Genomic DNA, 24,089 nt, shown 5'->3' on the forward strand with positions numbered 1-24,089 from the left:
CCGGCGCCCACCGCCGCAAACCCTCCGCCCGCCTCTCCCAGGTGACCCGCCGGGGGTCAGCCAAACCCGGGGCTGCCGTGCGGGATCGCCGGGGAGGCGCGGGCCCCGGGGCCGGCTTCTCGAAGCGATCCGACGACGTATACCCGGAGGGGGTATATCGTGGGTCGGGAGGAGGCGCAGATGCCCCACGAGACGCACCACCACGACGGCCACCCGCCCCGCGCGACGGGTGCCTCCGACACGCACGCCGGCCAGCACGCCCACGGCGCGGGCGGGCACGCCGGGCACGACAAGCACGCCGGGCACGACCCGGAGATGTTCCGCCGGAAGTTCTGGCTGAGCCTGGCGCTCACCGTGCCGATCGTCCTGACCAGCGAGATGGTGATGGACTGGTTCGGCTACCGGCTGGAGTTCCCGGGCATGGCATGGGTCGGCCCGGTCCTCGGCACGGTCGTCTTCCTCTACGGCGGCTGGCCGTTCCTGGCCGGGGCCGTGGGGGAGGTGCGCGACCGGGCGCCCGGCATGATGCTGCTCATCGCGATGGCCATCACGGTGGCGTACGTCGCCTCGGCGGCCACCGCGCTCGGCGTCTTCGACCTGGACTTCTGGTGGGAACTCGCCGCCCTGGTCACGATCATGCTGCTCGGGCACTGGCAGGAGATGAAGGCCATCGGGCAGGCGCAGGGCGCGCTGTCCGCCCTGGCGGCGCTGCTGCCCGACGACGCCGAGCGGGTGGCGGCGGACGGTGGGGTCGAGCGGGTGTCCGTGGCGGACCTGCGGGTCGACGACCTGGTGCTGGTCCGGCCCGGTGCGCGGGTGCCGGCCGACGGCCGGATCGTCGAGGGCGGCGCCGAGCTGGACGAGTCCATGGTGACCGGCGAGTCGCGGCCGGTCTCCCGGGGCGTCGGGGACCGGGTGGTCGCCGGCACGGTGGCCACCGACGCGGCGGTCCGGGTACGCGTCGAGGCGGTCGGCGAGGACACCGCGCTGGCCGGCATCCAGCGCCTGGTGGCCCAGGCCCAGCAGTCCAGCGGTCGCGCGCAGGTGCTAGCCGACCGCTTCGCCGCCTGGCTGTTCTACGTCGCGACCGTGGTGGCCCTGGCGACCCTGGTGACCTGGGCCGTGCTCGGCGACCTCGGCGGGGCCGTGGTGCGTACCGTCACCGTGCTGGTGATCGCCTGCCCGCACGCGCTGGGCCTGGCCATCCCGCTGGTGATCGCGCTGTCGACCGCCGTGGCGGCCAGGGGCGGGATCCTGGTCAAGGACCGGCTGGCGCTGGAGCGGATGCGCACGGTCGACGCGGTGCTGTTCGACAAGACCGGCACCCTGACCCGGGGCGAGCACGTGGTGTCGGGGGTGGCGGCCACGGGGAACGGCAGCGAGGACGAGGTGCTCGCCCTGGCGGCGGCGGTGGAGGCGGACAGCGAACATCCGCTGGCCCGGGCCATCGTGACCGCCGGGGCCGGGCGCGGCGTGGCCCGGCGGGCGACGGGGTTCCGCTCGCTGACCGGGCGCGGCGTCCGCGCCGAGGTCGACGGCACGGCGTACGCCGTCGGGGGTCCCGCCCTGCTCCGCGAGCTGGGCGCCGAGGTGCCGGACGACCTGGCCGACCGGCAGGGCGAGTGGTCGCGTCGGGGCGCGGCGGTGCTGCACCTGCTGCGCCTCGACGGCGACACGGCCACCGTCCTCGGCGCCCTGGCGCTAGAGGACCAGGTCCGTCCCGAGGCCCGGGAGGCGATCGCCGAGCTGCGGGAGCAGGGCGTCGGCAAGATCGTCATGATCACCGGGGACGCCCGTCCGGTCGCCGAGGCGGTCGCCGCCGACCTCGGGTTCCGTCCCGGCGTCGACGAGGTGTTCGCCGAGGTGCTGCCCGCCGACAAGGACGACGCCGTGGCCGACCTGCAACGGCGCGGGCTGCGGGTGGCGATGGTCGGCGACGGGGTGAACGACGCCCCCGCGCTGGCCCGGGCCGACGTGGGCATCGCCATCGGCGCCGGCACCGACGTGGCGATCGAGTCCGCCGGGGTGGTGCTCGCCTCGTCCGACCCGCGGGGCGTCACCGGCGTGATCCGGCTGTCGCGGGCCTCGTACCGCAAGATGATCCAGAACCTGGGCTGGGCGGCCGGCTACAACGTCGTCGCCCTTCCGCTGGCCGCTGGCGTGCTGGCCTGGGCCGGGGTGACGCTCAGCCCGGCGGTCGGCGCGATCCTGATGTCCGCCTCGACGATCGTGGTGGCGCTCAACGCCCAACTGCTGCGCCGCGTGCGTCTGCGTCCCGTCGAGGGGTGACGAGCGGACAGCAGCGGGAACCGTCATTTATCCGTCACCGGCCATTCGATCGGCTGCCGATGATCTCCGGCAACGTCGCTCGTTATGAGACGGCCGTGGGGAGTCGCCGACGTAACGCCTGATCTGCCGGCCCGTCCGCCATCATTTCGCTCCGACCGACCGAGGCTGATCTGGCGTGAAGGTCCAGGTGGCGTACGTCGATCGTGCTCTTGACTGTTCCTGCTGCTCTCATGTCTTCTGGACTGCGCTTCGCATGGGGCGTGCGGGAACAATTCGGAGGCGCGTTGAACGGGCCGGGCAATGGGCAGGCGCAATTCCGGGCCTGGCCGAGGGCGACGCTCCTCGGCCGGATGAATCCGACGACGAGCCGAGCACTGTTGGGAATCGGGACCGGCGTATTGTTCCCGCCTGACCGTGTGATCATCCGGCAGGGTGACCGTGACAGTCACGTTTATCTTCTGCTCTCCGGCATCGTCAAGGTCACCACAACGGAGGCGGACCAGGAATCGATGCTCGCGGTGCGGGTCTCCGGTGACATGGTCGGAGAGATGGCGGCGCTGGAGCGGCGACCCCGCTCCGCCAGCGTGGTCACGTCCGTGGAAACCCGCGCCCGGATCATCAGCCGTGCCGAATTGACGGCGTTCATCGGCTCGTACCCGGATGCGGCGCTGGAACTCATGCGCATGATGAGCGAGCGGCTGCGCTGGTCCAACAGTCGACGGGTGGACATCACCACCCGCCCCGCCGGGGTGCGGCTCAGCCGGATCATCCTGGAGATCGGGCGGATCTACGGCCACCGGGCAGCCGACGGCTGGGACCTGGGCGTGGCCCTGACTCAGGCCGAGTTGGCGTCCCTTGCCGGTGTCGCGCTGCGCACCGCCGAGAAGGTGCTGCACGGCCTGAACAAGGACGGTCTCGTCGCCCGCGGATACCGACGAATGGTGATCACTGATCTGGCGGGCCTGCGGCGGGCGGCGGAGATGTGTGACGAGATCCCGCACTGAGACGGATTGATCTTGGGGGATCGGCGTCAGAGTGGGGCCACCGAACCGATGCGGCAGGAGAACGGATCATGGTGGCCCGATCTACGAGTACCGACCGTCGTTTGTGCGTAGCCGTCGACATGCAGGGTTACGGCCGCCGGGCCGGCCGTCAACACACCGACATCCAGCAGAATTTGGTTTCACTGATCGCCGACGCGGCGTCGTGTGTGGGTCTCGACCACGACACCTGGGATACGCAGCGCAGCGGAGACGGCGAGCTTTCGGTGCTTCCGACCGGTCAGCGCGAAGAGTTGCTGGTCGACGACTTCGTCCGCGAGCTGAACACCGGGCTGCGCCGGGTCAACGAAGGGCGTAAGGCTGACTGGTGCATCCGCCTGCGCCTGGCGATCCATCACGGGCCGGCGTGGCGTGCCGCGAACGGATTCGCCGGAAGTGCGCCGGTCACCGTGGGGCGCCTGCTGAACAGCGACCAGTTGCGGCAGGCCCTCCATGCGTCCGATGAGACGTTCCTCGCGGTGATGCTGTCCCGCCAGGTCTACGAGGACACCGTGGTCGCCGCGCACACCAGCCTTGAGCCGACCGATTTCGTGCCCGTGCGGGTCCGCGCCAAGGAATCCGATCACGTGGGCTGGGTGCGGGTGCCGGGCCTCGCGCCGTCGGTGCTGAAGCGTGTGTTCGGTAAGAAGGCCGCCGCGGCCGAGGGTCGTAAGGATGCCGCTGCGGCAGATGGCCGCGGCAGGCTGCGGCAGGCAGCGACAGCCGACAGCGAGGGCCGGGTACAGCAGGCCGGCCGCGACCTCACCGGCGCGCGCTACGGCGGGGGCGAGGGCCCGACGTACGTCAACCACACCACGTTCGAGGAGGGCGTGACGGTCGATCGCGGCGTCATCGGTTTCAACTTCGGGGGCGAACGAAATGGTTGACGACGAGCCGGGCGCCCCAGTTCCGCCGGCGGAGGAGAAGCCGACCGACGAGAACCCACCAGGTGCCCCGGCGCCGCAGGGGACGGCGCCGGCGGCGGAGTCCGAGGAGGACCTCCGCGACGAGGTGCATGAGCATGCGAGGTACATCAACTACCAGTACTTCTACGGCGTCTCGGCGTCGAACTCGAACTTCGGCATGTCGTTCGACGGGTCCTCGCGCCGTCCTGCCGCAGCCACCGGGCCCATGCGGCCCGAGGATGTGCGGCACGCCCTTCGCTGCTACCTCCGGCCGCCGGAGGCGTTCCGCAAGGCGCGGGACGTGTTGAACCGGTGCGGCATGGTGGTCCTCTGCGGTCCTGACGGCATCGGCAAGTACACCGGGGCGATCGCGCTGCTGCACGAGGTGGCGTCGGACCAGATCCCACCCACGAACATCTCGCCGGCGTTGTCCCTGACCGAACTGGCGCGGCTCAAGTTCGGCAACGCCGGCGGTTACATTGTGCGGGACCAACTGCGCGACGGAGAGGCCAGCGCCGTCCAGCAGTTCGAGGTGCAACGACTCACCGCCGCGCTGCGGGGACAGGCGCATCTGGTGATCACCACCAACCTCGGGGTGCGGCCCCGGGGCCCGATGGCCGATCTGATGGTCGACTGGGCGGCGCCCGATCCTGTCAGGTTGTTCGACAAGTGGCTTGCCGAGATGCCAGGCGAGGTCTGCAACACCCCCGCGTTCGAGCAGTTGCGCCAGCACGTCCGCACGCTGATCTGTCCCCGGGACGTCCTCAAGGTCGTGGAATTGCTGGCGGACGGCCCGGAGCAGGCGCTCGCCGGGTTGAGGAGTTCCGAGCAGGAACGCGTGGCAGCCTGGTTCGATCGTGAACCGAGCGTTGACGAGGTGCTCGGGGTCGCCGCGCTCACCTTCGCCGCGGGCACGCCAGAGCCGACGTACGAATTCCTGCTCGACCGCCTCAAGGCGCTCTACCGCCAGAGGAACGGTCCCGTCCCGGCGGCCCGCGTGGAGACCGGAGCCGCAGCCGTGGGCACCGTGATGCCGCAGTCCCGACGCCGCGACCGGAACGACAGCCTGATCGCCGTCGACAACAGGAAGCAGCTGAATCTGGACGGTGAGGCTGCCGGGCGCAGCGTGTCCTTCGCGCAGCCCGGCATGCAGGAGTTGGTGCTGCGGCAACTGCACGACCGTTACGGCTACGAGTTGTGGGCTCCGCTTCGCGACTGGTTGGACGAGGTCGCTGCCCGCCCGCCGTCTTCGCTGCACATACGTCTCGGCATCGGTATGGCGCTCTACAGCACGCTGTCCTTTCAGGAGGTCGGACACGCGATCCTCGATCGGTGGGCGGACGGCACCGCCCCGGAACGCCTCGCGGCGGCCTCGACGCTGTCCTGGATCGGCTTGGACGGCCGCAACGCCTCCGCGGCGCTCGGCATCACCAAGCGGTGGGCGCAGAACTCCGGCCAGCGACGGGCGACGACAGCCGCGAGTGCACTCGGCGGACCTCTGGGCGCACGGTACTCGTCCGACGCACTGCGCTGGCTGTGGGCCCTCGCGATGCGGAGCGTCAGTATCCGCATGGTCGCCTGCGCGGCGCTGGGCATGCTGTTCGCCACCGCCGTGGAGGATCCGGACACCACCCGTCGGGTGCTGAAGTTCCTGCAGATCCAACTGCGGCGCTCGCTCGAGCCCGGCTCCCGCCAGCGAGACCGTCGGGCCACCTTCGAGACGGTGCTCAACGTCCTGTCCGCCCGGCAGGAGCCGACGGACGCGCTGGTGGCGGCCACCGTGATCCGGCAGGACCAGCGAAACGCCGCTCGGCTCGGCTCGCTGTGGGGCGAACTGTTTTGCAGCGCCCCGCACCGGAGCCGGACCCGGACGACGCTGTTCGCCGCGCTACAGGCGCTGAACGGCGACCAGGACTCCCTGCCTGCCGTTCGTCGACTGGGGGAGGCGATGCGCGAGGTCCTCTCTCCGCAGCAGTGGGCGGACCTGGACGGGGGCCTGCGACAGGAGGCGGACCGTGCCGACAACGGGCTGCCTCTCACCACCGTGCTGACGGCGCTGCTCGGGTGCCGGTTATCGACAACCACCACCTGGCCGTAGGGAGAGCCCGATGACTGACAGTACCTATCCGGTGATTTGCGAACGCCCACTCGACCGACCCCGCTCGTCCTTCCTGAAGTTCGCCCGGCGGGACCTGTCCGAGCTGCCGCGGCAGGAACCGGGGACGGTCCTCGTGTTCGATCTGGGCAGTCGGTATGCGGTCTTCGAGGACCGCCGGCACCTCACCGGCCGTGAGGAGGCGGTGGTGGAGGCCGTCGCCGTCAGCCTCGTTCACGTACGCCCCAGGCGGGTCACGGTCGACGTACGGATCCCGTCGAAGAGCCCGGCGGACGTGTTCCGCGTCCGGGTGGCCTTCCAGTGCCGCGTCACCGACCCCGAGACCGTCGTCCGGGACGGCCTGCTCGACGTGACCGGGCCGTTACTCGACCACATCAAGCGGGACCGGGAGCTCGACAGCCTGGGCGTCAGCTATCCCGTCGACGCCATCAACGAGGTCCGCGACGAGGTCAACGCCGAGCTGAGTGCGTACTGCACCATCCACCCGCCTCGGATCCGGGGAATGGAGGTGGAGTTCGGGATGGTCGAGGTGGCGACACCGTCCGCGCTCGTCGACCACGCCTCGAAAATCCGCGACACGAAGTGGCAGCAGAACCTGAAGGACCTTGAGGGCGGGTTCGTCACGAAGCAGGCCGAGGAACTGGCCGACCTGATCCGTACCGGCCCCGAGGTGCTGGAGGCCCTGGCCATCGCCCGTGGCGAGACCAGGGTGTCCCACGCCGCCGACCGGGCCTACGCCCGATCGGCGGAAGACCAGGGCAAGATCACGGAACTGCTGGCCATCCTGCAGAAGGACGGCCACCTGGAGCGTCTGAACGTCGATCCGAGCCTGCTCGTGCAGGCGTTCACCGACAGCCTCCGACTGCGTCGGTCGGAGCCCGCCTCCGGGATCGAGTCCGGCGGCGGGCCTGGGCAGCGGCCCCGCAGCATAACCGCCGAGGGCGGCGACGATCTGCTCCTGGACGAGGACGAACTGAATGATGAACAGCCGTAGTCCCCAGGAGGGACCGTCGCCGGAGGCGGCTGCCGTGCAGGAGCCGACGACCGACAGTGACGCCAGCTTCCACGTGGAGAAGGCCCCGACGGACCGAGGCCCCGGCCGCTACCTGCGGGTGCTGACCGGCGTCGACGAGGAGATGCTGGCGTGGGTGCCGACCGAACGCGCCCGATACACCGCACTGGGCGGGGTCGTGCTCGGGACGGCGGTGCTCGCCGGGTTCTCGATGTGGAACGCACTCAGCGCGGTGTTCGGCCGCAACTACTGGTGGCTCGCCCTGCCGGTGCTCGCGTGGATGCTGTTCGTGCTCAACCTCGACCGCTGGCTGGTGGCCACGTCGACCGGGTCGCAGTGGCGGCGGCGGGCGTCGGTGCTGGTACCCAGGTTGGTCGTCGCGGTGTTCCTGGGTGTCGTGGTGGCCGAACCCCTGGTGCTCAAGATCTTTCACACGGCGGTGGTGGAGCACATCCAGGACGGCCGCAAACAGGAACTCGACGACCTCCGCGGAAGCATCGTCGCCTGCAATCCGCTGCCCACGGATTCTCGGGAGAGGACGATCACGACGCCGTCGGACTGCCGGCCTTTCGTCGTCGCGTCGGGAGCATCTCCGACCGGTGCCGCCAGCCAACTGTCCGCTGCCCGGAAAGACGCGTCAGCGCTGCGCAAGCAGATCGACGAGGACACTGCGGAACTGCGCCGCCTGCGGGATCTGACCCGGCGGGAATGTGCGGGTGCCAGCGGCAGCGGACTCAGCGGTGAGGTCGGCGAGGGCCCTCGTTGCCGACGTCTGGAACGCCAGGCCCAGTCGTTCGAGGCGGAACACCCGATCGGGGCGGACAACGAACGTCTCGTGGCCCTGCAGAGAACGATCTCGGAACTGGAGTCGCAGGTTCGTACCGGGACCGAGACCGCCGAGCAGCAACGGGCCGCCGAGATCGACAGGCAGGTGGCCGAACTGGCGAGCCATCAGGGCGCGATCGGGTTCCTGGAGCGACTGGAGGCACTCGGTGATCTCACGGAAGACGTGCCGTCCCTGCTCGCGGCCACCTGGCTGATCCGCATCTTCTTCATCCTGATCGACTGCCTTCCGGTGCTGGTGAAGTTCATTACCGGAGCCACGGCGTACGACCGGTTGGTGGACCAGCGCGTCGCGAGTACCGAGCGCCTTCACGAGAAGGCGACGCGCAGTGCCGAGTCGACCGTGGCCGAGGATCTCGATGTCCAGCGCCACCGCGCCCGGGCCGACGGTGACATGCGGCGCCAGCGCATCGACTTCGAGGTGCGCAGGCACACCGCGCAGATCGAGGCCGAGGGGAGCAGGGCGGTGCAGGATCTGGCTCAACGTCTGCGACGGTCGGCGGCGTCCCAGCCAGGGGCTTCCGACGACGCACCGACGACCCGACCACGAAACGGCCGGGTCAACGGTGCCCGGGCGTCGTCCAGGACATCAGCCGAAGGCGACATCTGACCACGAGGAGGGCATCGATGGATCCGAGCCAATGGGCGGAACTTGCACAGGCCGGGGCGGCCGCGCTGGTGGCCGCGATGGCGACCGAGGCATGGACCGCCGTACGCGGCACGGCTGCCCGGCTGGTCGGCGGCAGCGACGAGCGTGACGCGGTCGCGTTGGAGTGGCTTGAGAAGCGGCGGCAGGACCTGGCGACGCTGCCCGGCCGCGACCGGGACGCGGCCACCGACGCACTGCGCGAACAGGTCGCCGGTGTGCTGTTGACCCGGTTGACCGACTATCCCGACCGCGTCTCGTTGGTGGAGCGGATCGTGTCGGCGGCCAACGCTCCGACGCAGCCCGTGACCGTCACCCAGCACGCGTCCGCCACTCTCGGCGGTCGGGTCTACCAGGCGGGGCGCGACGCCACGTTCGTCGACCGGTAGGAGTGACCGGCCTGCGGGGCGGGGTGCCCCGTCATCGCAGGCCGAGGTGGGTAGCGACCGACAATTGCAGCTGTCTTGACAAGAAAAATTGTCGGTGGGACGCTGTGATCATGTTCGACATCGCAGTGATCGAGGATCCGGCGGCGGCCGAGGCGTCGCTGGACCCGATGCGGGCCCGGCTGCTGGCCGCGCTCGCCGAGCCGGCCTCGGCGACGATGCTCGCCGCCCGCGTCGGCCTGCCCCGACAGAAGGTCAACTACCACCTCCGGGCGCTGGAGCAGCACGGCCTGGTCGAACTGGTGGAGGAGCGCCGGAAGGGCAACGTGACCGAGCGGGTCATGCGGGCGACCGCGGCGTCGTACGTGATCTCGCCCGCCGCCCTCGCCGCCGTCCGGCCCGACCCGGCGCAGTCGCCGGACCGGCTGTCGGCGCGGTGGCTGCTGGCGCTGGCCGCCCGCCTGGTGCAGGACGTCGGTGCGCTCATCACCGGCGCGGAGCGGGCGAAGCAGCGGGTGGCGACGTTCGCGGTCGACGGCACCGTCCGGTTCGCCTCGGCGGCCGACCGGGCGGCCTTCGCCGAGGAACTGGCGGCCACCGTCACCGCCCTGGTCGGCAGGTACCACGACGAGAACGCCCCCGGCGGCCGCGAGCACCGGGTGGTGGTCGCCCTGCACCCCAGCGCCGACCCCGACGACAGCACCGCGAACGAGGAGCACTGACTGACATGGGACATCACTTCGAGCTGCGCAAGGACGTCGAGCTGGCCGCCACGCCCGAGCAGGTGTGGGAGGCCATCGCCACCGGTCCGGGCATCGACTCCTGGTTCATGGGCCGCACGGAGGTCGAGCCGGGCGTGGGCGGCCGGACCCGCCTGACGATGGCCGGCCACGTCGAGGAGTCGACGATCACCGCGTGGGAGCCCGGCAAGCGGCTCGCCGACCGCACCGAACCGGCCCCGGACGGCACGTTCATGGCCATGGAATACCTGATCGAGGGCCGCGAGCGGGGCAGCACGACCCTGCGGCTCGTCCAGAGCGGCGTCCTCGGGGACGACTGGGAGACCGAGTACGAGGCCATGGGGATCGGCTGGGACATGTACCTCGGGACGCTGGCCGCGTACCTCGCCCACTTCCCCGGCCGGACCGCGACCCCGGTCTCGGCCTTCCGCCCGGGCGTCGGCGGCGCGGACCGGGCGTGGGCGGCCGTGGCCGAAGCCCTCGGCGCGGCCGGTCCGCTCGCCGAGGGGGAGCGCGTCCGGTTCACCGTCGCCGGGCTGCCGCCGATCGAGGGCGTCGTCGACCTGGCCGGCCTGCCGACCTACGTCGGTGTCCGCACCGCCGACGCGCTCTACCGGTTCCTGCACTCCGGTGCCGAGCGCGGCGACGCCCTGGTCCTCGGCCACCACGTCTTCGCCCCCGGGCAGGACCCGGCCCGGAGCGAGCGGGCCTGGCAGGACTGGCTGGCCGCCCTGCCCGTCGGCTGACCCCGACGACGAGAACGCCCGGCGGACGGGCCGGCCCGGACGCCCGGGTGGTGGACGGGGGCCGATCCGGCCGCCCGGCAGGCGCTGCCCGGTGGGAGCCGGGCCGGCCCCGCCGGGCGTCCGGGTGTGGTCAGGGCGTGAGGACGAGGCGCCCGCGCAGGCCGCCTCCGGCGAGGCGGTCGTGGGCCACGCCGACCTGGTCCAGCGGCAGGGTGTCCGCGACGCGCGGGCTGAGCCGTCCCGCGCCCACCAGCGCGGCCAGTTCGGTCAACCGCGCGCCGTCGGCGAACACCTCCTGCACGACGACGCGCGTGGCCCGCAGGGGCGGCGGCGCGAACGGTGCGACCAGGGCCACGAAGGTGCCCTCCGGCCGCAGTGCCTCGTGCGCCGCGACACCGACCACCGCGGCGTCGACCACCGCGTCGACGCCACCGGGCACCTTTCGGCGTACGGCCTCGGCGAGCCGTTGCGTGCGCGGCACGAACCAGGTCGCGCCCAGGCCACGGACGACCGCTTCGTCGTCGGAGTCGGCGACGGCCACGGTGCGCACGCCCCGCATGGTGGCCAGTTCGAGCAGCAGCCCGCCGACGCCGCCCGCGGCGCCGGTGACGAGCAGCGTCTGCCCGGCGCGCAGGCCCGTGAGGGTGAGCGACCGGTCGGCCGTGAGCCCGGCGAGCGGCAGGGCGGCGGCCCGCGCGGCGGGGACGCCGGCCGGCGCCGGGGCCACCGCGCGGTCGTCCAGGACGACGTACTCCGCCTGGGCGCCGCCGGCCGACAGCACGTCGCGCAGGCCGATCACCTGGTCCCCGGGGGCGAACCGGGTGACGCCGGGGCCGACCTGGTCGACCCGTCCGGCCACGTCCCAGCCGAGCCACACCACCGGGGCGGGGGCGAGCAGTCCGGCCTCGCTGAGCGCCCCGTTGCGGGTGGACAGGTCGATCCGGTTGACCGCCGCCGCGGCCACGCGGACGCGCACCTGGCCGGGCCCGGCCTCGGGCGCAGGTACGTCGACGATTTCCAGGACCTCGGGGCCGCCGAAGCGGCGTACGGCAACAGCCTTCATGCCGCTCACGCTAGGGCTGCTACTCTCCGGCGGTAAGTAGGTACCCGAAGGTGCGTAACCCTCCCGGAGGTCCGTCATGGCGACCCTCAGCGCCGCCCAGCTGCGGGAGCACCAGCGCGACGAGTACAACGCCTTCCTCGCGCAGTGCCCGGGTCACCAGCTGCTGGCGACGCTCAGCGACAAGTGGGTGACGCTGGTCCTCGCCGCCCTCGCCGACGGGCCCCTGCGCTACAGCGACCTGAGCCGCACCATCCCCGGGGCCAGCCAGAAGATGCTGACCCAGACGCTGCGCAAGCTGGAACGCGACGGCCTGCTCACCCGCACCGTCACGCCGTCGGTGCCGGTGCGCGTCGATTACGGGATCACCGCGCTGGGTCGTACCCTGCTTCCGATCCAGCAGGCGATCAAGAACTGGGCCGAGACGCACATCGAGCAGGTTCATCGCGCCCGCGCCGCGTACGACCGCGGCGCCGCCGGCTGACCGCCGCGCTCCCGCGTGGACGGGGTGTGGCCTGGGCTACATGGCCGCCTGGCGCTTGTTGCACGAGATTGGCAATTGCGGAATGCTGGCGTTAGTGGCCGGCTGCCCCGGGCGCGATGATCCAGACCACGGCCGGGGCGTCCGCCCGCTCGTGACCGTGGACCGCTGCGGGCACGTCGGCCAAGATCAGGACGCCGGCCCGAGTGCGACGCCGGGCGGTCGTGCGAAGAACAGACCCGGGAGCATGTGATGGGTACGCCTGTGTCCAAGCGCGTGGCGGCGGTGGCCGTCGCCGGTGTCCTCGCCGTGGCCGGCTGCTCCTCGCCGACGACCACGTCGACGGGCGCGGCCGGCGCCGGCACGCTCGTCGTGGCGACGGCGGGCGAGCCGGACGCGTTGAACCCGGTGCTGAACTACGGCGTCGACGGCGGCTCCCTGATCTTCGACGGGCTGGTCGCCCGCGACGCCCGCAACGAGCTGGTGCCGGCGCTGGCCCGGGAGCTGCCGACCGTGTCGGCGGACGGCAGGACGGTCACCGCGAAGCTCCGCGACGGCGTGCTGTTCCACGACGGCAGCCCGTTCACTGCCCAGGACGTGGTCTTCACCTACCAGGCGGTGCTGGACCCGAAGGTCGACTCCACGCTCCGCTCCGACCTGGACATGCTCGCCTCGGTCACCGCGCCCGACCCGTCGACCGTGGTGTTCACCCTGAAGTACGCCTACGCGCCCTTCGCGCAGCGGCTGGCCCTCGGCATCGTGCCGGCCAAGGCGCTGACCGGGCAGGACATCAACAAGGCCGAGTTCAACCGCAAGCCGGTGGGCACCGGCCCGTACCGCGTGACGTCGTGGACCCCGGGCGACCGGCTCGTGCTCGCGGCCAACGAGAGCTGGTGGGGCGGCAAGCCCGCCAACGGCGGCGTGGTGGTGGCGTTCGTCGCCGACGACAACGTACGCGCGCAGCGGATGCGGGCGGGGGAGTTCGACGCGGCGGAGCTGGCGCCGAAGCTGACCACCGGCTTCGACGGGCAGGCCGGCTACCGGGTGCAGCGGGTGCCCACCGCCGACTACCGGGGCGTGATGCTGCCGATGGGCAACCCGGTCACCGCCGACCTCGCGGTGCGGCGGGCACTGAACGCGGCGGTGGACCGCGCGGCGATGGTCACCGGGCTGCTCGGCGGGGCGGGCGAGCCCGCGTTCGGGCCGGTCCCGCCGACGTCGGAGTTCGCCGAGCCGTCGATCGTGGGCAGGCCCGCCGCCGATCCGGCCGCCGCGACCGCCGCCCTCGACGCCGCCGGCTGGAAGCCGGGCCCGGACGGGATCCGTGCCAAGGACGGCCGGCAGGCGGCGTTCGCGCTGATGTACCCGGCCACGGACAGCCTCCGCAAGGAGCTCGCCCTCGCGGTGACCGCCGACGCGAAGAAGGTCGGCATCAAGATCACCCCTGAGGGGCTGACCTGGGACGCGATCACCCCCCGGATGGGCAGCGACGCGCTCATGATGGGCTACGGCACCCCGTACGATCCGGACTTCGTCTCCTACAAGCTGTTCGGCTCCGCCTTCGCCGGCCAGGGCTTCTTCAACCCCGGCTCCTACCGGTCGCCCGTGGTGGACAAGGCGTTGCAGGACGGCCGCGCCAACGCCGACCCGGCCGCCCGCAAGGCCGCGTACGCCACGTTCCAGAAGCAGCTCGCCACCGACATGCCGTGGGTCTTCCTCACCTACCTCCAGCACACCTACGTGGTGAAGGACGCGGTCGTCGGCGTGACCCCCCGGGTGGAGCCGCACGAGCACGACGTCGCCAACAGCCTCTGGTGGAACATCCACACCTGGACGAGGAAGTCGTGACGACGCCCGCCCCGACAGCGAAGACCCCCGCCCCGACCGCCGCGCCGCCCGCGGCGAGGACCACCGCCCGGCGCCGGCCGCGGCGGCTGGCGGGAGCCGGCACGGTGGTCCGCCGGCGGCTGCTGGTGGCCGTACCCATCCTCGCCGCCACCAGCGTCGGCATGTTCGCCCTCGGCGCGGCCTCGCCCATCGACCCCGCCCAGCAGTACGCGGGCGCGGCGGCGTTCACCGCGACCGAGGAGAACCTGGCGCAGATCCGCGCCAACTGGGGCGTCGACGACCCGCTGCCCGTGCAGTACCTGCGCTGGGTGGGCAACCTGCTCCAGGGCGACCTGGGCTGGTCCACCAGCCGCCACGAACCGGTCACCGCCGTGCTCGCCGCCCGCGCCGGCTGGACCCTGCTGCTCGTCGGCGCCGCCCTCGCCCTCGTCCTCGTGGCGAGCCTGCTGCTGGGCACGCTGGCCGCGTACCGGCGGGGCGGCTGGTTCGACCGGGCGCTGCGCGCCACCGCGTACGCCGTGCAGTCGATGCCGGTGTTCTGGATCGGGCTGGCCGCGATCGCCCTGTTCGCCCTCACCCTCGGCTGGCTGCCGGCGGGCGGGCTCACCGACATCACCGCCACCGGCACCGACCCCGCCGACGTGGCCCGGCACCTGATCCTGCCGGTGGGCGTGCTGGCGATCGCCCAGATGCCGTGGTTCGTGCTGTTCATCCGGGACGCCGTCGCCGACAGCCTCCGCGACGACCACGTCCTCGCCGCCCGGGCCCGGGGCCTGCCGGGCCGCACCGTCCTGTTCGGCCACGCCCTGCGTACGGCCCTGCTGCCGTTCCTCACCCTCGTCGGCACCCACCTGCCGGAGCTGATCGGCGGCGCCGTCCTGGTGGAGACCGTGTTCTCCCTGCCCGGCCTCGGCGCGGTGACCGTACAGGCCGCGCTGGGCAGCGACTTCCCGCTGCTGGCCGCCACGACCCTGGCCACCACCGTCGTGGTGCTGGCCGCGAACCTGGGCACCGACCTCGCCTACGCCGCCGCCGATCCCCGGGTACGCCTCGATGACTGACCTCGCCCTGCCAGCCCGGCTCCGGCGGCCGAAGCCGCGTACGGGCCGGGTCGGTGCCGCCGTCGCCTGGGCCGTGCTCGTCGGCGCGGGCCTGGCCTGCCTCCTCGCCCCCGTCCTCTGGCCGCTCGACGAGAGCGCGGTGGACCTGGCCCGTACCCGGCTGGCGCCATCCTGGGCGGACCCGGCGGGCACCGACGACCTGGGCCGCGACGTGGCCCACCGCAGCCTCTACGGCCTGCGGGTCTCGCTGCTCGTCGGCGCGGTCGCCGCGCTCGTCGCCACCGTGATCGGCGGCCTCGTCGGCGCGGTGGCCGGCACCCTCGGCGGCTGGGTCGACCGGGTGCTGATGCGGGTGGTCGACACCATCGCGGCGCTGCCGCACCTGCTGCTGGGCATCTTCATCGTCGCGATGCTGCGTCCGAGCCTCGGCGCGGTGATCCTGTCGATCGGGCTGACGCACTGGCTCTCCACCGCCCGCATCGTCCGGTCGGAGCTGCTCAGCCTGCGCACCCGGCCGTTCATCGACGCCGCGATCTCTGGCGGCGCGAGCCGTGCCCGGGTCATCACCCGGCACCTGCTCCCGCACGTGCTGCCCCGGTTGGCGCTGGCCACCACGCTGATGGTGCCGCACGCCGTCTGGCACGAGACCGCGCTGTCCTTCCTCGGCCTGGGCCTGCCCCCGCACCTGGCCTCGATCGGCAACATGATCAACGACGGGCAGCGGTCCCTGCTCACCGGCGCCTGGTGGGCCAGCATCGTGCCCGGCCTGCTCCTCGTCGTCGTCACGCTGGCCCTGGCCGCCCTCACCGGCCGGTGGCGCGACCGCCTCGACCCGCGCGTACGAGCGGAGCTGCACCTGTGACCACCACCCGCGAGCCCACCGCCGCCCGGGCCGACACCGCCGCCCCCGCCGGCAGCGCCGCCACGGGCGACGCCGTCGCCCCGGCCGGTGCCGCCGCCGACGGTCGGCCGGGCCTGTTGGAGGTCGACGGGCTCACCGTCCGCTTCCAACTCCGGGACGCCGTCGTGCAGGCCGTCACCGACCTGCACCTGACCATCCACCCGGGCGAACTCCTGGCGGTGGTCGGGGAGTCCGGCTGCGGCAAGTCGGTGCTCGCGCACGCCCTGCTCGGCCTGCTCCCCGGCAACGCCACCGTCACGGGTCACGCCCACCTGCGCCCGCCCACCGGAGCGCAGGTCGACCTGGTCAACTCCTCCGAGCGACACCTCGCCCGCGCCGTACGCGGCCGCGCGGTCGGGCTGGTGCCGCAGAGCCCCGCCACCGCCCTCACCCCCGTACGGACGGGCCGGCGGCTGCTGGAGGAGACCCTGCGCGCCCACGGGCGCACCCGGCGCGAGGCGCCCGCGGCGGCCGAGCGGGTCGCCGACGACGTCGGGCTCGACCCCGCCGACCTCGACCGCTATCCCCACGAGCTCTCCGGCGGCATGGCCCAACGCCTGGCCACCGCCCTCGCCCTCGCCCCCGACCCGCCGCTGCTGCTCGCCGACGAACCCACCACGGGCCTCGACCGGCCCCTGGTCGACCACACCCTCGACCTGCTGCGCCGCCGCTGCGACGCCGGCGGCGCCGTCCTGCTCATCACCCACGACCTGGCCGCCGCCCGCCGGGTCGCCGACACGGTCGCCGTCATGTACGCCAGCCGGATCGTGGAGCGGCGGCCGACGGCCGAACTCTTCGCGGCACCCGCCCACCCCTACACCGCCGGCCTGCTCGACGCCCTGCCCGAGCGGGCCTTCCGGCCGGTACCCGGCCACCCGCCGATGCTCACCGACCTGCCTCCCGGCTGCGCCTTCGCCCCGCGCTGCGACCGCGCCACCGACGTCTGCCGCACCCCGCCCGCGCCCTCGGCGGGCGCCCCGGCCCGGATCGCCTGTCACCACCCGCTGACCCTCGGAGCGCCGGCATGACCAGCACTGCCGGCATGAGCAGCACTGCCGGCGTGCCCAGCACCGCCGGAGCACCGGCCATGAGCAGCACCGCCGGCATGACCACCACCGCGCTCGCCGCCCACGAGGTCGCCGTCTCCTACGGTGGCCGGCGCGTCCTCGACGGCGTCGACCTGCGCGTCGCCCCCGGCGAGACGGTCGGCCTGCGCGGGCCCTCGGGCAGCGGAAAGTCCACCCTCGCCCGGGTGCTGGCCCTGCTGCACGCCCCCGAGGCCGGGCACGTCACCCTCGACGGCCACCGGATCGTGGGGGCCCGGCACCGGCTGCCCGCCGCCGTCCGTACCCGCGTCGCGATCCTCTTCCAGAGCCCCCGCGCGGCCACCGACCCCCGGCTGGGCCTCGCCGACATCATCGCCGAACCGCTGCGCGCCACCGGCACGCCCGAGGCGCAGGCGCGGGCCCGCGCGGCGGAGCTGGCCGACCTCGTCGGCCTCACGCCCGACCTGCTCGCCCGCCGCCCCCACGCCGTCAGCGACGGGCAGCTGCAACGCGCCTGCCTCGCCCGCGCGCTCGTGCACCGGCCGGACTACCTGCTCTGCGACGAGGCCACCGCCATGCTCGACGCCTCCACCCAGGCGCACCTCGCGGCCGTCATCACCGACTACCAGCGGGAGCACGCCGCCGGGGTCCTGCTCATCACCCACGATCCGGCGCTGATGGCCCGCTGGGCCACCCGGGTGGTCGACCTGCCGTTCCCGCCGCAGCCCTGACCGGCCCGCCTCCTCCGGGCCGCGCGCCGACGCCTACGGGGTACGGGCCGACGTCGCGGCGGAACCACCGGAGTCGGCGGCGTCGGCGCGGCCGGCGGCGGCGAGGAACGAGTTGTAGTGGGCCAGGTCGTCCGGCTCGCCGGTGGCCTCGGCTCGGGCGGCGGCCCGGTCGAGGCGGGCCTGCTCCCGCCGGTCGGCGCGGATCCACTGGCGGACCAGCACGACCAGCACGATCGCGGCGGGGATCTCCCCGAACGCCCAGGCGATGCCCGCGCCCAGCCGCTGGTCCTCCAGCAGCGACGACGCCCAGTCGGGGTGGACGGCGACGTACCAGTCCGGCGCGATGACGCTGGTGGTCTGCATCAGCACGAGGCCGAAGAAGCCGTGCGCCATCATCGCCGCGAGGTGGATGATCACCAGGATGGGGTGGGGGAGCCTCGGCCGGCCCGGGTCGACCCCGATGAGCACCCAGAACAGCAGGTACCCCGCGACCACGAAGTGCGTAAGCATGGCCAGGTGGCCGAGGTGGGAGCGCATCAGCGTGCCGAGCAGGTCGCTCAGGTAGAGACCGAAGAGGCTGCCGGCGTAGATGCCCAGCGCGACCAGAGGATGGGTGAGCAGCCTCGCGGGCCGGCTGTGCAGCACCAGCAGCAGCCACTCCCGGGCACCACGGACCTGCGGGTCGGCGGGGCGACGCAGGGCGCGCAGCGCGAGGGTGACCGGGGCGCCGCCGACGAGCAGGATCGGCACCAGCATCGACAGCACCATGTGCTGCACCATGTGGGCGCTGAACAGCACGTACGCGTAGCGGGCCACGCCCAGGTTGGTGACGGCGGCCAGCAGCAGCAGACCGGCCGACCAGCTCGCGGTCCGGGCCAGCGGCCAGCGGTGCCCGGCCCGGTGCAGCCGCCACACCCCGGCCAGGTAGCCGCCGATGCCGAGGACGGTGAGGGTCAGGAAGAACATGTCCGGCAGCGGCTGGCCCACCAGGCGTTCCGGGGTCGGCGCGGCGGGCATCGGGAAGCCGAGCAGCTCGGTGATCGGATCGGCGTCGAGCGGGTCCTGCGTCACCGGGGTGGGGCTGCGGGACAACGCCACCGCCAGCCCGACGGTGGCGGCGAACACGACCACCTCGCCGGCGGCAAGCCGGGCGAACGCGCCGCGTCGACCCGTACGCAGGGCCGGCAGGGTCCGCGACCGGTGCACGGCGCCCAGGGTGCCCAGGACCGCCAGGGCGACGAGCTTGCCGAGGACCAGCCAGCCGTACCGGGACTGCCAGAGCTGGGCCACGTCGCCGAGGCGTACGGCCGCGTTGGCCGATCCGCTCACCGCGACGGCCACGAAGCAGCCCAGGGCGAGGCGGCCGTACCGGTGGGCGGCGTCGGCGAGCTGCCGGCTGCGACGGACCATCAGCAGCGCCACCAGCCCGCCGACCCAGAGGGCGGCGGCCAGCACGTGCAGGGCGAGGCTGGACACCGCGATCTGGTGGTTGCCCGCCCCGGCGGCGTGCCCGGTGAACGCCGGCGGCAGCACCCCGACCAGCGCGACCAACGCCGTCACGGCGGCGAGCCCGCGCGACACGCCAGCCCGGGCCAGCACGGCCACCGCCAGCGCCAGCCCCGCCTGGAGCAGCAGCGCCTGCCCCTGCGAGATCGAGGTGGCGAAGCTGACCACGGTGGGGGCGCCAAGCCCGTCCACGGGGACGCCTAGCAGGTCCGAGACCGTCAGCACGATCAGCGTCACCGCGGCCACCGCCCAGCCCGCCGCCGCCGTGCCCGCGCGGCGCAGCAGCAGCCAGCCGTACGCCGAGACGCTCCGCCCGTCGCCGGGCAGCAGGAAGGCGGCCGTCACCAGCATCCCGACCGTCAGGGTGGCGAGGCCGTCGGCGAGCAGCCGGACCACGGGCAGCGCCCACGCCGTGACCGGCCCCGGATCCGGCAGCCCGGGGATCGCGACCGCGAGCGCGTCGCCGGCCCGCAGACCGAGTAGGAGTACGGCCACCGCCGACGCCACGGCCGCGACGGGTACGAGCCACGCGCCCCGCCCCCGGGAGCCGGGACGGACGCCGGCGCCGGGCGGGCCCGCGACCGGCCCGGCGTCACCGGGCGGCGTCGTCGCCACGGCGTCGGCGTCCGGGCCCCGGGCGGGCTGGGCGGGGCGGGAGGTGGTGTCTGGCACGTCGGTGTCCCTTGGGTTCGGGGAGGGCGGCGGTTCGCGTCCGGGGGCGGCCCGGGGCGCGGTGCCGGAGGGGCGGGGTCGGGGTGCTGCCGGTCAGCGGGTCTCGCGGCGCCGGCGCAGCAGCAGCGCGGTCCCGCCGAGGACGGCGACCAGGACCCCGGCGGCCAGCAGCACGCCGCCCGTCCCGAGGCCGCCGGAGCCGGTCGCGGCGGCGGGGTCGACCGACCCGGCGGCCGGCGGGGCGGCAGCAGCGGTCGGGGCCGCGGCAGCGGTCGGTGCGGCGGCGGCAGACGCGGCGGCGGCCGGCGGATCGGTGACCGCCCCGGTCGCCGTGCCCGCCCCGCCGGTGGTGTCGCCGCCGCCGGCGACGGTGAACCGGTACGACCCCTGCACCGGATGCCCGTCGGCGGAGACGATCCGGTAGGCGACGGTGTAGGTGCCCTCGCCCAGCGTCTCGTCGACGGTCACCGTGCCCTTCGTCCCGTCGACGGTGGGCCCGCCGGTGGGGATCTTCCGCCGGGCGGCGTCGGTCAGCGCGATGGTGGTGAAGGTCGGGTCGAGCCGCTGCGCGAACTCCAGCGTGACCCGCGTCGGTGGTGTCGTCAGGCGGTCGCCGTCGGCGGGGCTGGCGGCCCGCAGCGTGTTGTGCGCGGCGGCGGGGGCGGCCGGTACGAGCAGCAGCGCGGCGGCCAGCGCGGCGGCGACGAGGGCCGCGACGGTCGGGCGGCGGGACGGGATGTGCATGTCTGGCGCTTCTCCTGGTTGGTGGTGGTCGGCCGGGCAGCTGGTGACCGGTCAGGCCGCGCGGCGGTCGGAGACGTGGGCGGAGCCGGGATACGGCGACGGGAGCAGCCGCAGCCCCGGTGCCTCCGTGGGCTCGTCGGCGGGCAGGCTCCAGCGGGGTTCGTCCGGGCGGCTGCGCCGCGCCGGGCCGTCGGGGCGCAGCCCCGGGCGGGACAGGGCGACGACGATGACGTAGCCCGCGAGCAGGAAGCCGTGGCTGACCAGCCGGGCGGTGTCCACCCGCCCGGTCAGCAGGTCGTTGACCGACAGCAGCGCCAGCATGCCGACGAAGGCGCTCAACATCGGCACCAGTCCGGTCGGCGGGGTGCGCCGGGCGGCCACGAAGAGGAAGCCCGCGCCCACGGCGACGTTCCACGCCGCCGACTCGTGCCACAGGTGCCCCGACATCAGCCCGCCGGTCGCCGCGTGTGCGTGGGCGCTCGCCGTGCCGCGTCCGATCTGCGCCAGGCCCAGCACGAGTTGCAGCGCCCCGACCAGGCCCAGGACCGCCCGCAGCGTGAGCACGACCCGTTCCCGCCGGCGGCGCGGAGCCGGGGCGGGCAGCGCGCCGAGGATGGCGTCGGTGCGGTCGTCACCGGCGACGGCGACCGACAGCCGCGCCCGGCGGGTCACCGCCGTGGCCCGGTCGTACCACGTCCGGCAGCCGGCGCAGCCGGCCAGGTGGGCCGCCACGGCTGTCCGCTCGGCGGCGGTCTCCTCCCCGTCCAACTGCGCCGACAGCACCTCACGCCACTGCTCACACCCCATGTACCGGTAGTCGTCCCGGACCCGTCGTTGGTTCCCGCGCAGTTTCGTGGGCCGTAGCCTTCCCGCAGGTCAGCGCGGGCGGGTGGGTCAACCGGTGGCGTCGCCGCCCCGGCCCGCGTCCGGCTCCGACCAGCCGTGCGCGGCGGCGACCAGATCCTCCCGGGCCCGGGCCACCCGGGAGCGGATGGTGCCCACCGGGCAGCCGCACACCTCCGCGGCCTCGGCGTATGACAGGCCCAGCACCTGGGTGGCGACGAACGCCTCCCGCCGGTCCCTGGGCAACGCCGCGATGAGGCGTTCGAGCACGACCTGCCGGTCGAAGCCGCTGCGCGCCGGGTCGGGGACGTCGTACCCGTCGGGCATCGGCACCGTGCGCGGCCGTGACGTGACGGTGCGGACGTGGTCCGCCGCGACCCGGCGGGCGATGGCGAGCAGCCACGTCCGCGTCGAGGAGCGTCCGGCGTACGACGGCAGCGACCGCATCGCCCGCAGGAAGGTCTCCTGGGTCAGGTCGTCCGCCTCGCGGGGCGCGACCAGCGCGGCGAGGAAGCGGCGGACCTGCTGCTGCGTCGCCCGGACGAAGCAGGCGGCGGCCGTCCGGTCACCCCGGCCGGCGGCCAGCGCCCACGCGGTCAGCTCCGCGTCGTCAGCCATCCGGCACCTCCGTGTCGGCCACCGGAGGGCGGGTGCCCGACGGTGATCACGACGGGTCGTAGTAGTGACTGGTCGGTAGCGTACCGCAAGCGGCCCGGTGGCGACCCTCCCCGACGCCCCCGCCGCCGGGTGCCACCGCGCCCGTCGCCGAGGGCTGCTGTCTAGCATGGACGGCCCCGCCCGACCGTCGAAGCAGGCAGCCCATGACCGGTACGGTTTTCGAGAACGCCCGGATCCACACCCTCGACCCCGCCCGTCCGCACGCCGAGGCGATGCTGGTGCGCGGCGAGCGCATCGTCGCCGTCGGGGACCTCGACGAGTGCCGTGACCGCGCCGGCGCCGGTGCGCGCCGCGTCGACCTCGGCGGGATGACGGTGCTGCCCGGCCTGATCGACAGCCACCTGCACTCGGCGCTCTACGTGCGCGGCCTGGAGCAGGTGGACCTGCGCGGCACCACCAGCCTCGACGAGGCGCTGACGCGGATCGCCCGGCACGCGGCCACCCTGCCGCCCGACGCCTGGCTCTTCGGCGGGCGCTGGGACAGCCACAAGTGGGACCGCCCGGTGCAGCCGACCCGGGCCGACCTGGACCGCGTCTGCCCGGACCGGCCCGCCGTGCTGCCCACCATCGACGGGCACACCACCTGGGTCAACACCGCCGCGCTCCGGCGACTCGGCATCGACGCCGGCACCCCCGATCCGATCGGCGGGCAGATCGTCCGCGACGAACGCGGCGAGCCGACCGGCATCCTGCGGGAGGCGGCCGGCGACGCGGCGTACGACGTCATGCGCACCTCGCTCAGCGGTGACCTGGTCGCGCAACTGCGCACCCACCTGCCCCGGCTGCTCTCCGTCGGCCTGACCAGCATCCACGACATCGACGGGCAGGACTGCCGGGCCGCCTACGAGACCCTGTACGCCCGGGGCGAGCTGCCGCTGCGGGTGCACAAGTCGATCCCGTCGACCGCGTTGGACGAGGTGATCGACCTGGGCTGGGCGACCGGCGACGGGGACCGCTGGCTGAGCACCGGCCCCGTCAAGATCTTCACCGACGGGGCGCTCGGCTCGCACACCTGCCTGATGACCGAGCCGTACGACGGCGAGCCCGACAACCACGGCATCGCCGTCACCCCGGCGGAGGAGTTCGAGCGGCTGGTGGCGAAGGCGGCCGGGGCCGGCATCGCCGTGGCGGCGCACGCCATCGGCGACGCGGCGAACGGGATGGTGCTGCGGGCGTACGCCAACTGGCAGGAGTCGGCGCGCACCAACCCGACGGCGGTACGGCGGCTGCGGCACCGGATCGAGCACACCCAGCACCTGCGCCCGGCGGACGTGCCGCTGCTGGCCCGGCTGGGCGTGATCGCCTCGATGCAGCCGACGCACTGCACCAGCGACATTCCCCTGACCAGCCGGATGCTCGCCGGCCGGGACCTCGCCTCGTACGCCTGGCGCAGCCTGCTGGACGCCGGCGCGACGGTGGCCTTCGGCTCGGACGCCCCGGTGGAGGACCCGGATCCGTTCTTCGGCATCCACGCCGCGGTGACCCGGCAGCAGCCCGACGGGACCCCGCCCGGCGGCGTGGACCCGCACGAGCGGGTCGATCTCGACACGGCGCTGCGCTGCTTCACCGAGGCGGGCGCGTACGCCTCCTATGAGGAGCACCTGAAGGGGCGGCTGACCCCGGGGATGCTCGCGGACTTCATCGCGCTGCCCACCGACCCGTACCGGGTCGAGCCGGCGGACCTGCGCGACCTCACGGTGGCGCTCACCGTGGTCGGCGGGGTCGTGCGCTGGCAGCGCTGACCGGGGCCGTCGCTCGGGGTCGCCCCTTGCCCGCCACCCCACGTTCGCCCGCC

The 24,089-nt window shown here is 73.8% G+C and carries 21 protein-coding genes; 16 read left to right on the forward strand and 5 right to left on the reverse strand.

The window, feature by feature from the left end; genetic code table 11:
• The first annotated feature begins 180 nt into the window (after positions 1-180).
• The 9 genes from ABZ573_RS02370 (at position 181) to ABZ573_RS02410 (ending at position 10,723) form a co-directional block, all read left to right on the forward strand.
• Positions 181-2,289 (forward strand): heavy metal translocating P-type ATPase, encoded by a 2,109-nt coding sequence (locus tag ABZ573_RS02370; RefSeq protein WP_358114846.1) that lies wholly within the window; start codon positions 181-183, stop codon positions 2,287-2,289.
• Positions 2,290-2,519: 230 nt separating this feature from the next.
• Positions 2,520-3,293: a Crp/Fnr family transcriptional regulator gene (locus ABZ573_RS02375; protein WP_358114849.1), complete on the forward strand. Its 774-nt coding sequence runs from the start codon at positions 2,520-2,522 to the stop codon at positions 3,291-3,293.
• 119 nt (positions 3,294-3,412) lie between these two features.
• Positions 3,413-4,216, forward strand: coding sequence for a hypothetical protein (locus ABZ573_RS02380; RefSeq protein ID WP_358114852.1), 804 nt, complete (start codon positions 3,413-3,415; stop codon positions 4,214-4,216).
• Positions 4,209-6,332 carry a hypothetical protein gene (locus tag ABZ573_RS02385; RefSeq protein WP_358114855.1) on the forward strand — a complete coding sequence of 708 codons (2,124 nt, stop codon included), beginning with the start codon at positions 4,209-4,211 and terminating at the stop codon, positions 6,330-6,332. Before ABZ573_RS02380 ends, ABZ573_RS02385 begins: the two co-directional genes overlap by 8 nt.
• A 10-nt stretch (positions 6,333-6,342) precedes the next feature.
• Positions 6,343-7,344 (forward strand): hypothetical protein, encoded by a 1,002-nt coding sequence (locus ABZ573_RS02390; protein WP_358114858.1) that lies wholly within the window; start codon positions 6,343-6,345, stop codon positions 7,342-7,344.
• A 34-nt stretch (positions 7,345-7,378) separates the two neighbouring features.
• Positions 7,379-8,815, forward strand: coding sequence for a DUF4407 domain-containing protein (locus tag ABZ573_RS02395; RefSeq protein WP_358114862.1), 1,437 nt, complete (start codon positions 7,379-7,381; stop codon positions 8,813-8,815).
• Between the two features lie 17 nt (positions 8,816-8,832).
• Positions 8,833-9,240 carry a hypothetical protein gene (locus tag ABZ573_RS02400; protein ID WP_358114865.1) on the forward strand — a complete coding sequence of 136 codons (408 nt, stop codon included), beginning with the start codon at positions 8,833-8,835 and terminating at the stop codon, positions 9,238-9,240.
• 110 nt (positions 9,241-9,350) lie between these two features.
• On the forward strand, positions 9,351-9,959 hold the full coding sequence (locus tag ABZ573_RS02405) for a helix-turn-helix domain-containing protein (RefSeq protein WP_192581427.1): 609 nt from the start codon (positions 9,351-9,353) through the stop codon (positions 9,957-9,959).
• A gap of 5 nt (positions 9,960-9,964) precedes the next feature.
• Entirely contained in the window at positions 9,965-10,723 is a 759-nt protein-coding gene (locus ABZ573_RS02410; RefSeq protein ID WP_151455133.1) for an SRPBCC domain-containing protein, read from the forward strand.
• Between the two features lie 130 nt (positions 10,724-10,853).
• On the opposite strand, the gene ABZ573_RS02415 is transcribed toward ABZ573_RS02410, so the two are convergent.
• On the reverse strand, positions 10,854-11,786 hold the full coding sequence (locus ABZ573_RS02415; protein ID WP_358114868.1) for a zinc-binding dehydrogenase: 933 nt from the start codon (positions 11,784-11,786) through the stop codon (positions 10,854-10,856).
• A gap of 76 nt (positions 11,787-11,862) precedes the next feature.
• Between ABZ573_RS02415 and ABZ573_RS02420 the strand changes: the two genes are divergently transcribed.
• The 6 genes from ABZ573_RS02420 (at position 11,863) to ABZ573_RS02445 (ending at position 17,851) form a co-directional block, all read left to right on the forward strand.
• Entirely contained in the window at positions 11,863-12,267 is a 405-nt protein-coding gene (locus tag ABZ573_RS02420) for a helix-turn-helix domain-containing protein (RefSeq protein ID WP_151455135.1), read from the forward strand.
• Positions 12,268-12,516: 249 nt separating this feature from the next.
• A complete protein-coding gene (locus ABZ573_RS02425; RefSeq protein WP_358114871.1) occupies positions 12,517-14,112 on the forward strand; it encodes an ABC transporter substrate-binding protein in 1,596 nt (531 codons plus the stop codon).
• Positions 14,109-15,173, forward strand: a complete 1,065-nt coding sequence (locus ABZ573_RS02430) for an ABC transporter permease (RefSeq protein ID WP_358114874.1) — start codon at positions 14,109-14,111, stop codon at positions 15,171-15,173. The genes ABZ573_RS02425 and ABZ573_RS02430 overlap by 4 nt, the downstream gene beginning before the upstream one ends.
• Positions 15,166-16,035, forward strand: coding sequence for an ABC transporter permease (locus tag ABZ573_RS02435; protein ID WP_327030361.1), 870 nt, complete (start codon positions 15,166-15,168; stop codon positions 16,033-16,035). The genes ABZ573_RS02430 and ABZ573_RS02435 overlap by 8 nt, the downstream gene beginning before the upstream one ends.
• Entirely contained in the window at positions 16,032-17,102 is a 1,071-nt protein-coding gene (locus ABZ573_RS02440) for an ABC transporter ATP-binding protein (RefSeq protein ID WP_358114877.1), read from the forward strand. Before ABZ573_RS02435 ends, ABZ573_RS02440 begins: the two co-directional genes overlap by 4 nt.
• Entirely contained in the window at positions 17,099-17,851 is a 753-nt protein-coding gene (locus ABZ573_RS02445; RefSeq protein ID WP_358114880.1) for an ATP-binding cassette domain-containing protein, read from the forward strand. The genes ABZ573_RS02440 and ABZ573_RS02445 overlap by 4 nt, the downstream gene beginning before the upstream one ends.
• 33 nt (positions 17,852-17,884) lie before the next feature.
• On the opposite strand, the gene ABZ573_RS02450 is transcribed toward ABZ573_RS02445, so the two are convergent.
• The 4 genes from ABZ573_RS02450 to ABZ573_RS02465 form a co-directional block, all read right to left on the reverse strand.
• On the reverse strand, positions 17,885-20,029 hold the full coding sequence (locus tag ABZ573_RS02450) for a bifunctional copper resistance protein CopD/cytochrome c oxidase assembly protein (protein ID WP_358114883.1): 2,145 nt from the start codon (positions 20,027-20,029) through the stop codon (positions 17,885-17,887).
• 93 nt (positions 20,030-20,122) lie between these two features.
• Positions 20,123-20,773, reverse strand: coding sequence for a copper resistance CopC family protein (locus ABZ573_RS02455; RefSeq protein WP_151453960.1), 651 nt, complete (start codon positions 20,771-20,773; stop codon positions 20,123-20,125).
• A gap of 51 nt (positions 20,774-20,824) precedes the next feature.
• The gene (locus tag ABZ573_RS02460; RefSeq protein WP_327030364.1) at positions 20,825-21,580 is read right to left on the reverse strand and encodes a zf-HC2 domain-containing protein; all 756 of its coding nucleotides are present in this window, start codon (positions 21,578-21,580) and stop codon (positions 20,825-20,827) included.
• A gap of 87 nt (positions 21,581-21,667) precedes the next feature.
• Positions 21,668-22,234 carry a sigma-70 family RNA polymerase sigma factor gene (locus ABZ573_RS02465; RefSeq protein ID WP_151453962.1) on the reverse strand — a complete coding sequence of 189 codons (567 nt, stop codon included), beginning with the start codon at positions 22,232-22,234 and terminating at the stop codon, positions 21,668-21,670.
• A 203-nt stretch (positions 22,235-22,437) separates the two neighbouring features.
• Here ABZ573_RS02465 and ABZ573_RS02470 point away from each other — a divergent pair, with 203 nt between their 5' ends.
• Complete coding sequence (locus ABZ573_RS02470) at positions 22,438-24,036, forward strand: amidohydrolase (protein WP_151453963.1); 1,599 nt, start codon at positions 22,438-22,440, stop codon at positions 24,034-24,036.
• Positions 24,037-24,089 lie beyond the last annotated feature (53 nt).

Origin of the sequence: Micromonospora sp. NPDC007220 (assembly GCF_040634035.1) — a bacterium.
In the GTDB taxonomy this organism is placed as follows: domain Bacteria; phylum Actinomycetota; class Actinomycetes; order Mycobacteriales; family Micromonosporaceae; genus Micromonospora; species Micromonospora reichwaldensis.

Bases quoted from the DNA above. Each gene is read 5' to 3' on its own strand.
- ABZ573_RS02370 (WP_358114846.1), top strand. From the start codon at position 181: ATGCCCCACGAGACGCACCACCACGACGGCCACCCGCCCCGCGCGACG.
- ABZ573_RS02375 (WP_358114849.1), top strand. From the start codon at position 2,520: ATGTCTTCTGGACTGCGCTTCGCATGGGGCGTGCGGGAACAATTCGGA.
- ABZ573_RS02380 (WP_358114852.1), top strand. From the start codon at position 3,413: ATGCAGGGTTACGGCCGCCGGGCCGGCCGTCAACACACCGACATCCAG.
- ABZ573_RS02385 (WP_358114855.1), top strand. From the start codon at position 4,209: ATGGTTGACGACGAGCCGGGCGCCCCAGTTCCGCCGGCGGAGGAGAAG.
- ABZ573_RS02390 (WP_358114858.1), top strand. From the start codon at position 6,343: ATGACTGACAGTACCTATCCGGTGATTTGCGAACGCCCACTCGACCGA.
- ABZ573_RS02400 (WP_358114865.1), top strand. From the start codon at position 8,833: ATGGATCCGAGCCAATGGGCGGAACTTGCACAGGCCGGGGCGGCCGCG.
- ABZ573_RS02405 (WP_192581427.1), top strand. From the start codon at position 9,351: ATGTTCGACATCGCAGTGATCGAGGATCCGGCGGCGGCCGAGGCGTCG.
- ABZ573_RS02410 (WP_151455133.1), top strand. From the start codon at position 9,965: ATGGGACATCACTTCGAGCTGCGCAAGGACGTCGAGCTGGCCGCCACG.
- ABZ573_RS02415 (WP_358114868.1), bottom strand. From the start codon at position 11,786: ATGAAGGCTGTTGCCGTACGCCGCTTCGGCGGCCCCGAGGTCCTGGAA.
- ABZ573_RS02420 (WP_151455135.1), top strand. From the start codon at position 11,863: ATGGCGACCCTCAGCGCCGCCCAGCTGCGGGAGCACCAGCGCGACGAG.
- ABZ573_RS02425 (WP_358114871.1), top strand. From the start codon at position 12,517: ATGGGTACGCCTGTGTCCAAGCGCGTGGCGGCGGTGGCCGTCGCCGGT.
- ABZ573_RS02435 (WP_327030361.1), top strand. From the start codon at position 15,166: ATGACTGACCTCGCCCTGCCAGCCCGGCTCCGGCGGCCGAAGCCGCGT.
- ABZ573_RS02445 (WP_358114880.1), top strand. From the start codon at position 17,099: ATGACCAGCACTGCCGGCATGAGCAGCACTGCCGGCGTGCCCAGCACC.
- ABZ573_RS02455 (WP_151453960.1), bottom strand. From the start codon at position 20,773: ATGCACATCCCGTCCCGCCGCCCGACCGTCGCGGCCCTCGTCGCCGCC.
- ABZ573_RS02460 (WP_327030364.1), bottom strand. From the start codon at position 21,580: ATGGGGTGTGAGCAGTGGCGTGAGGTGCTGTCGGCGCAGTTGGACGGG.
- ABZ573_RS02465 (WP_151453962.1), bottom strand. From the start codon at position 22,234: ATGGCTGACGACGCGGAGCTGACCGCGTGGGCGCTGGCCGCCGGCCGG.
- ABZ573_RS02470 (WP_151453963.1), top strand. From the start codon at position 22,438: ATGACCGGTACGGTTTTCGAGAACGCCCGGATCCACACCCTCGACCCC.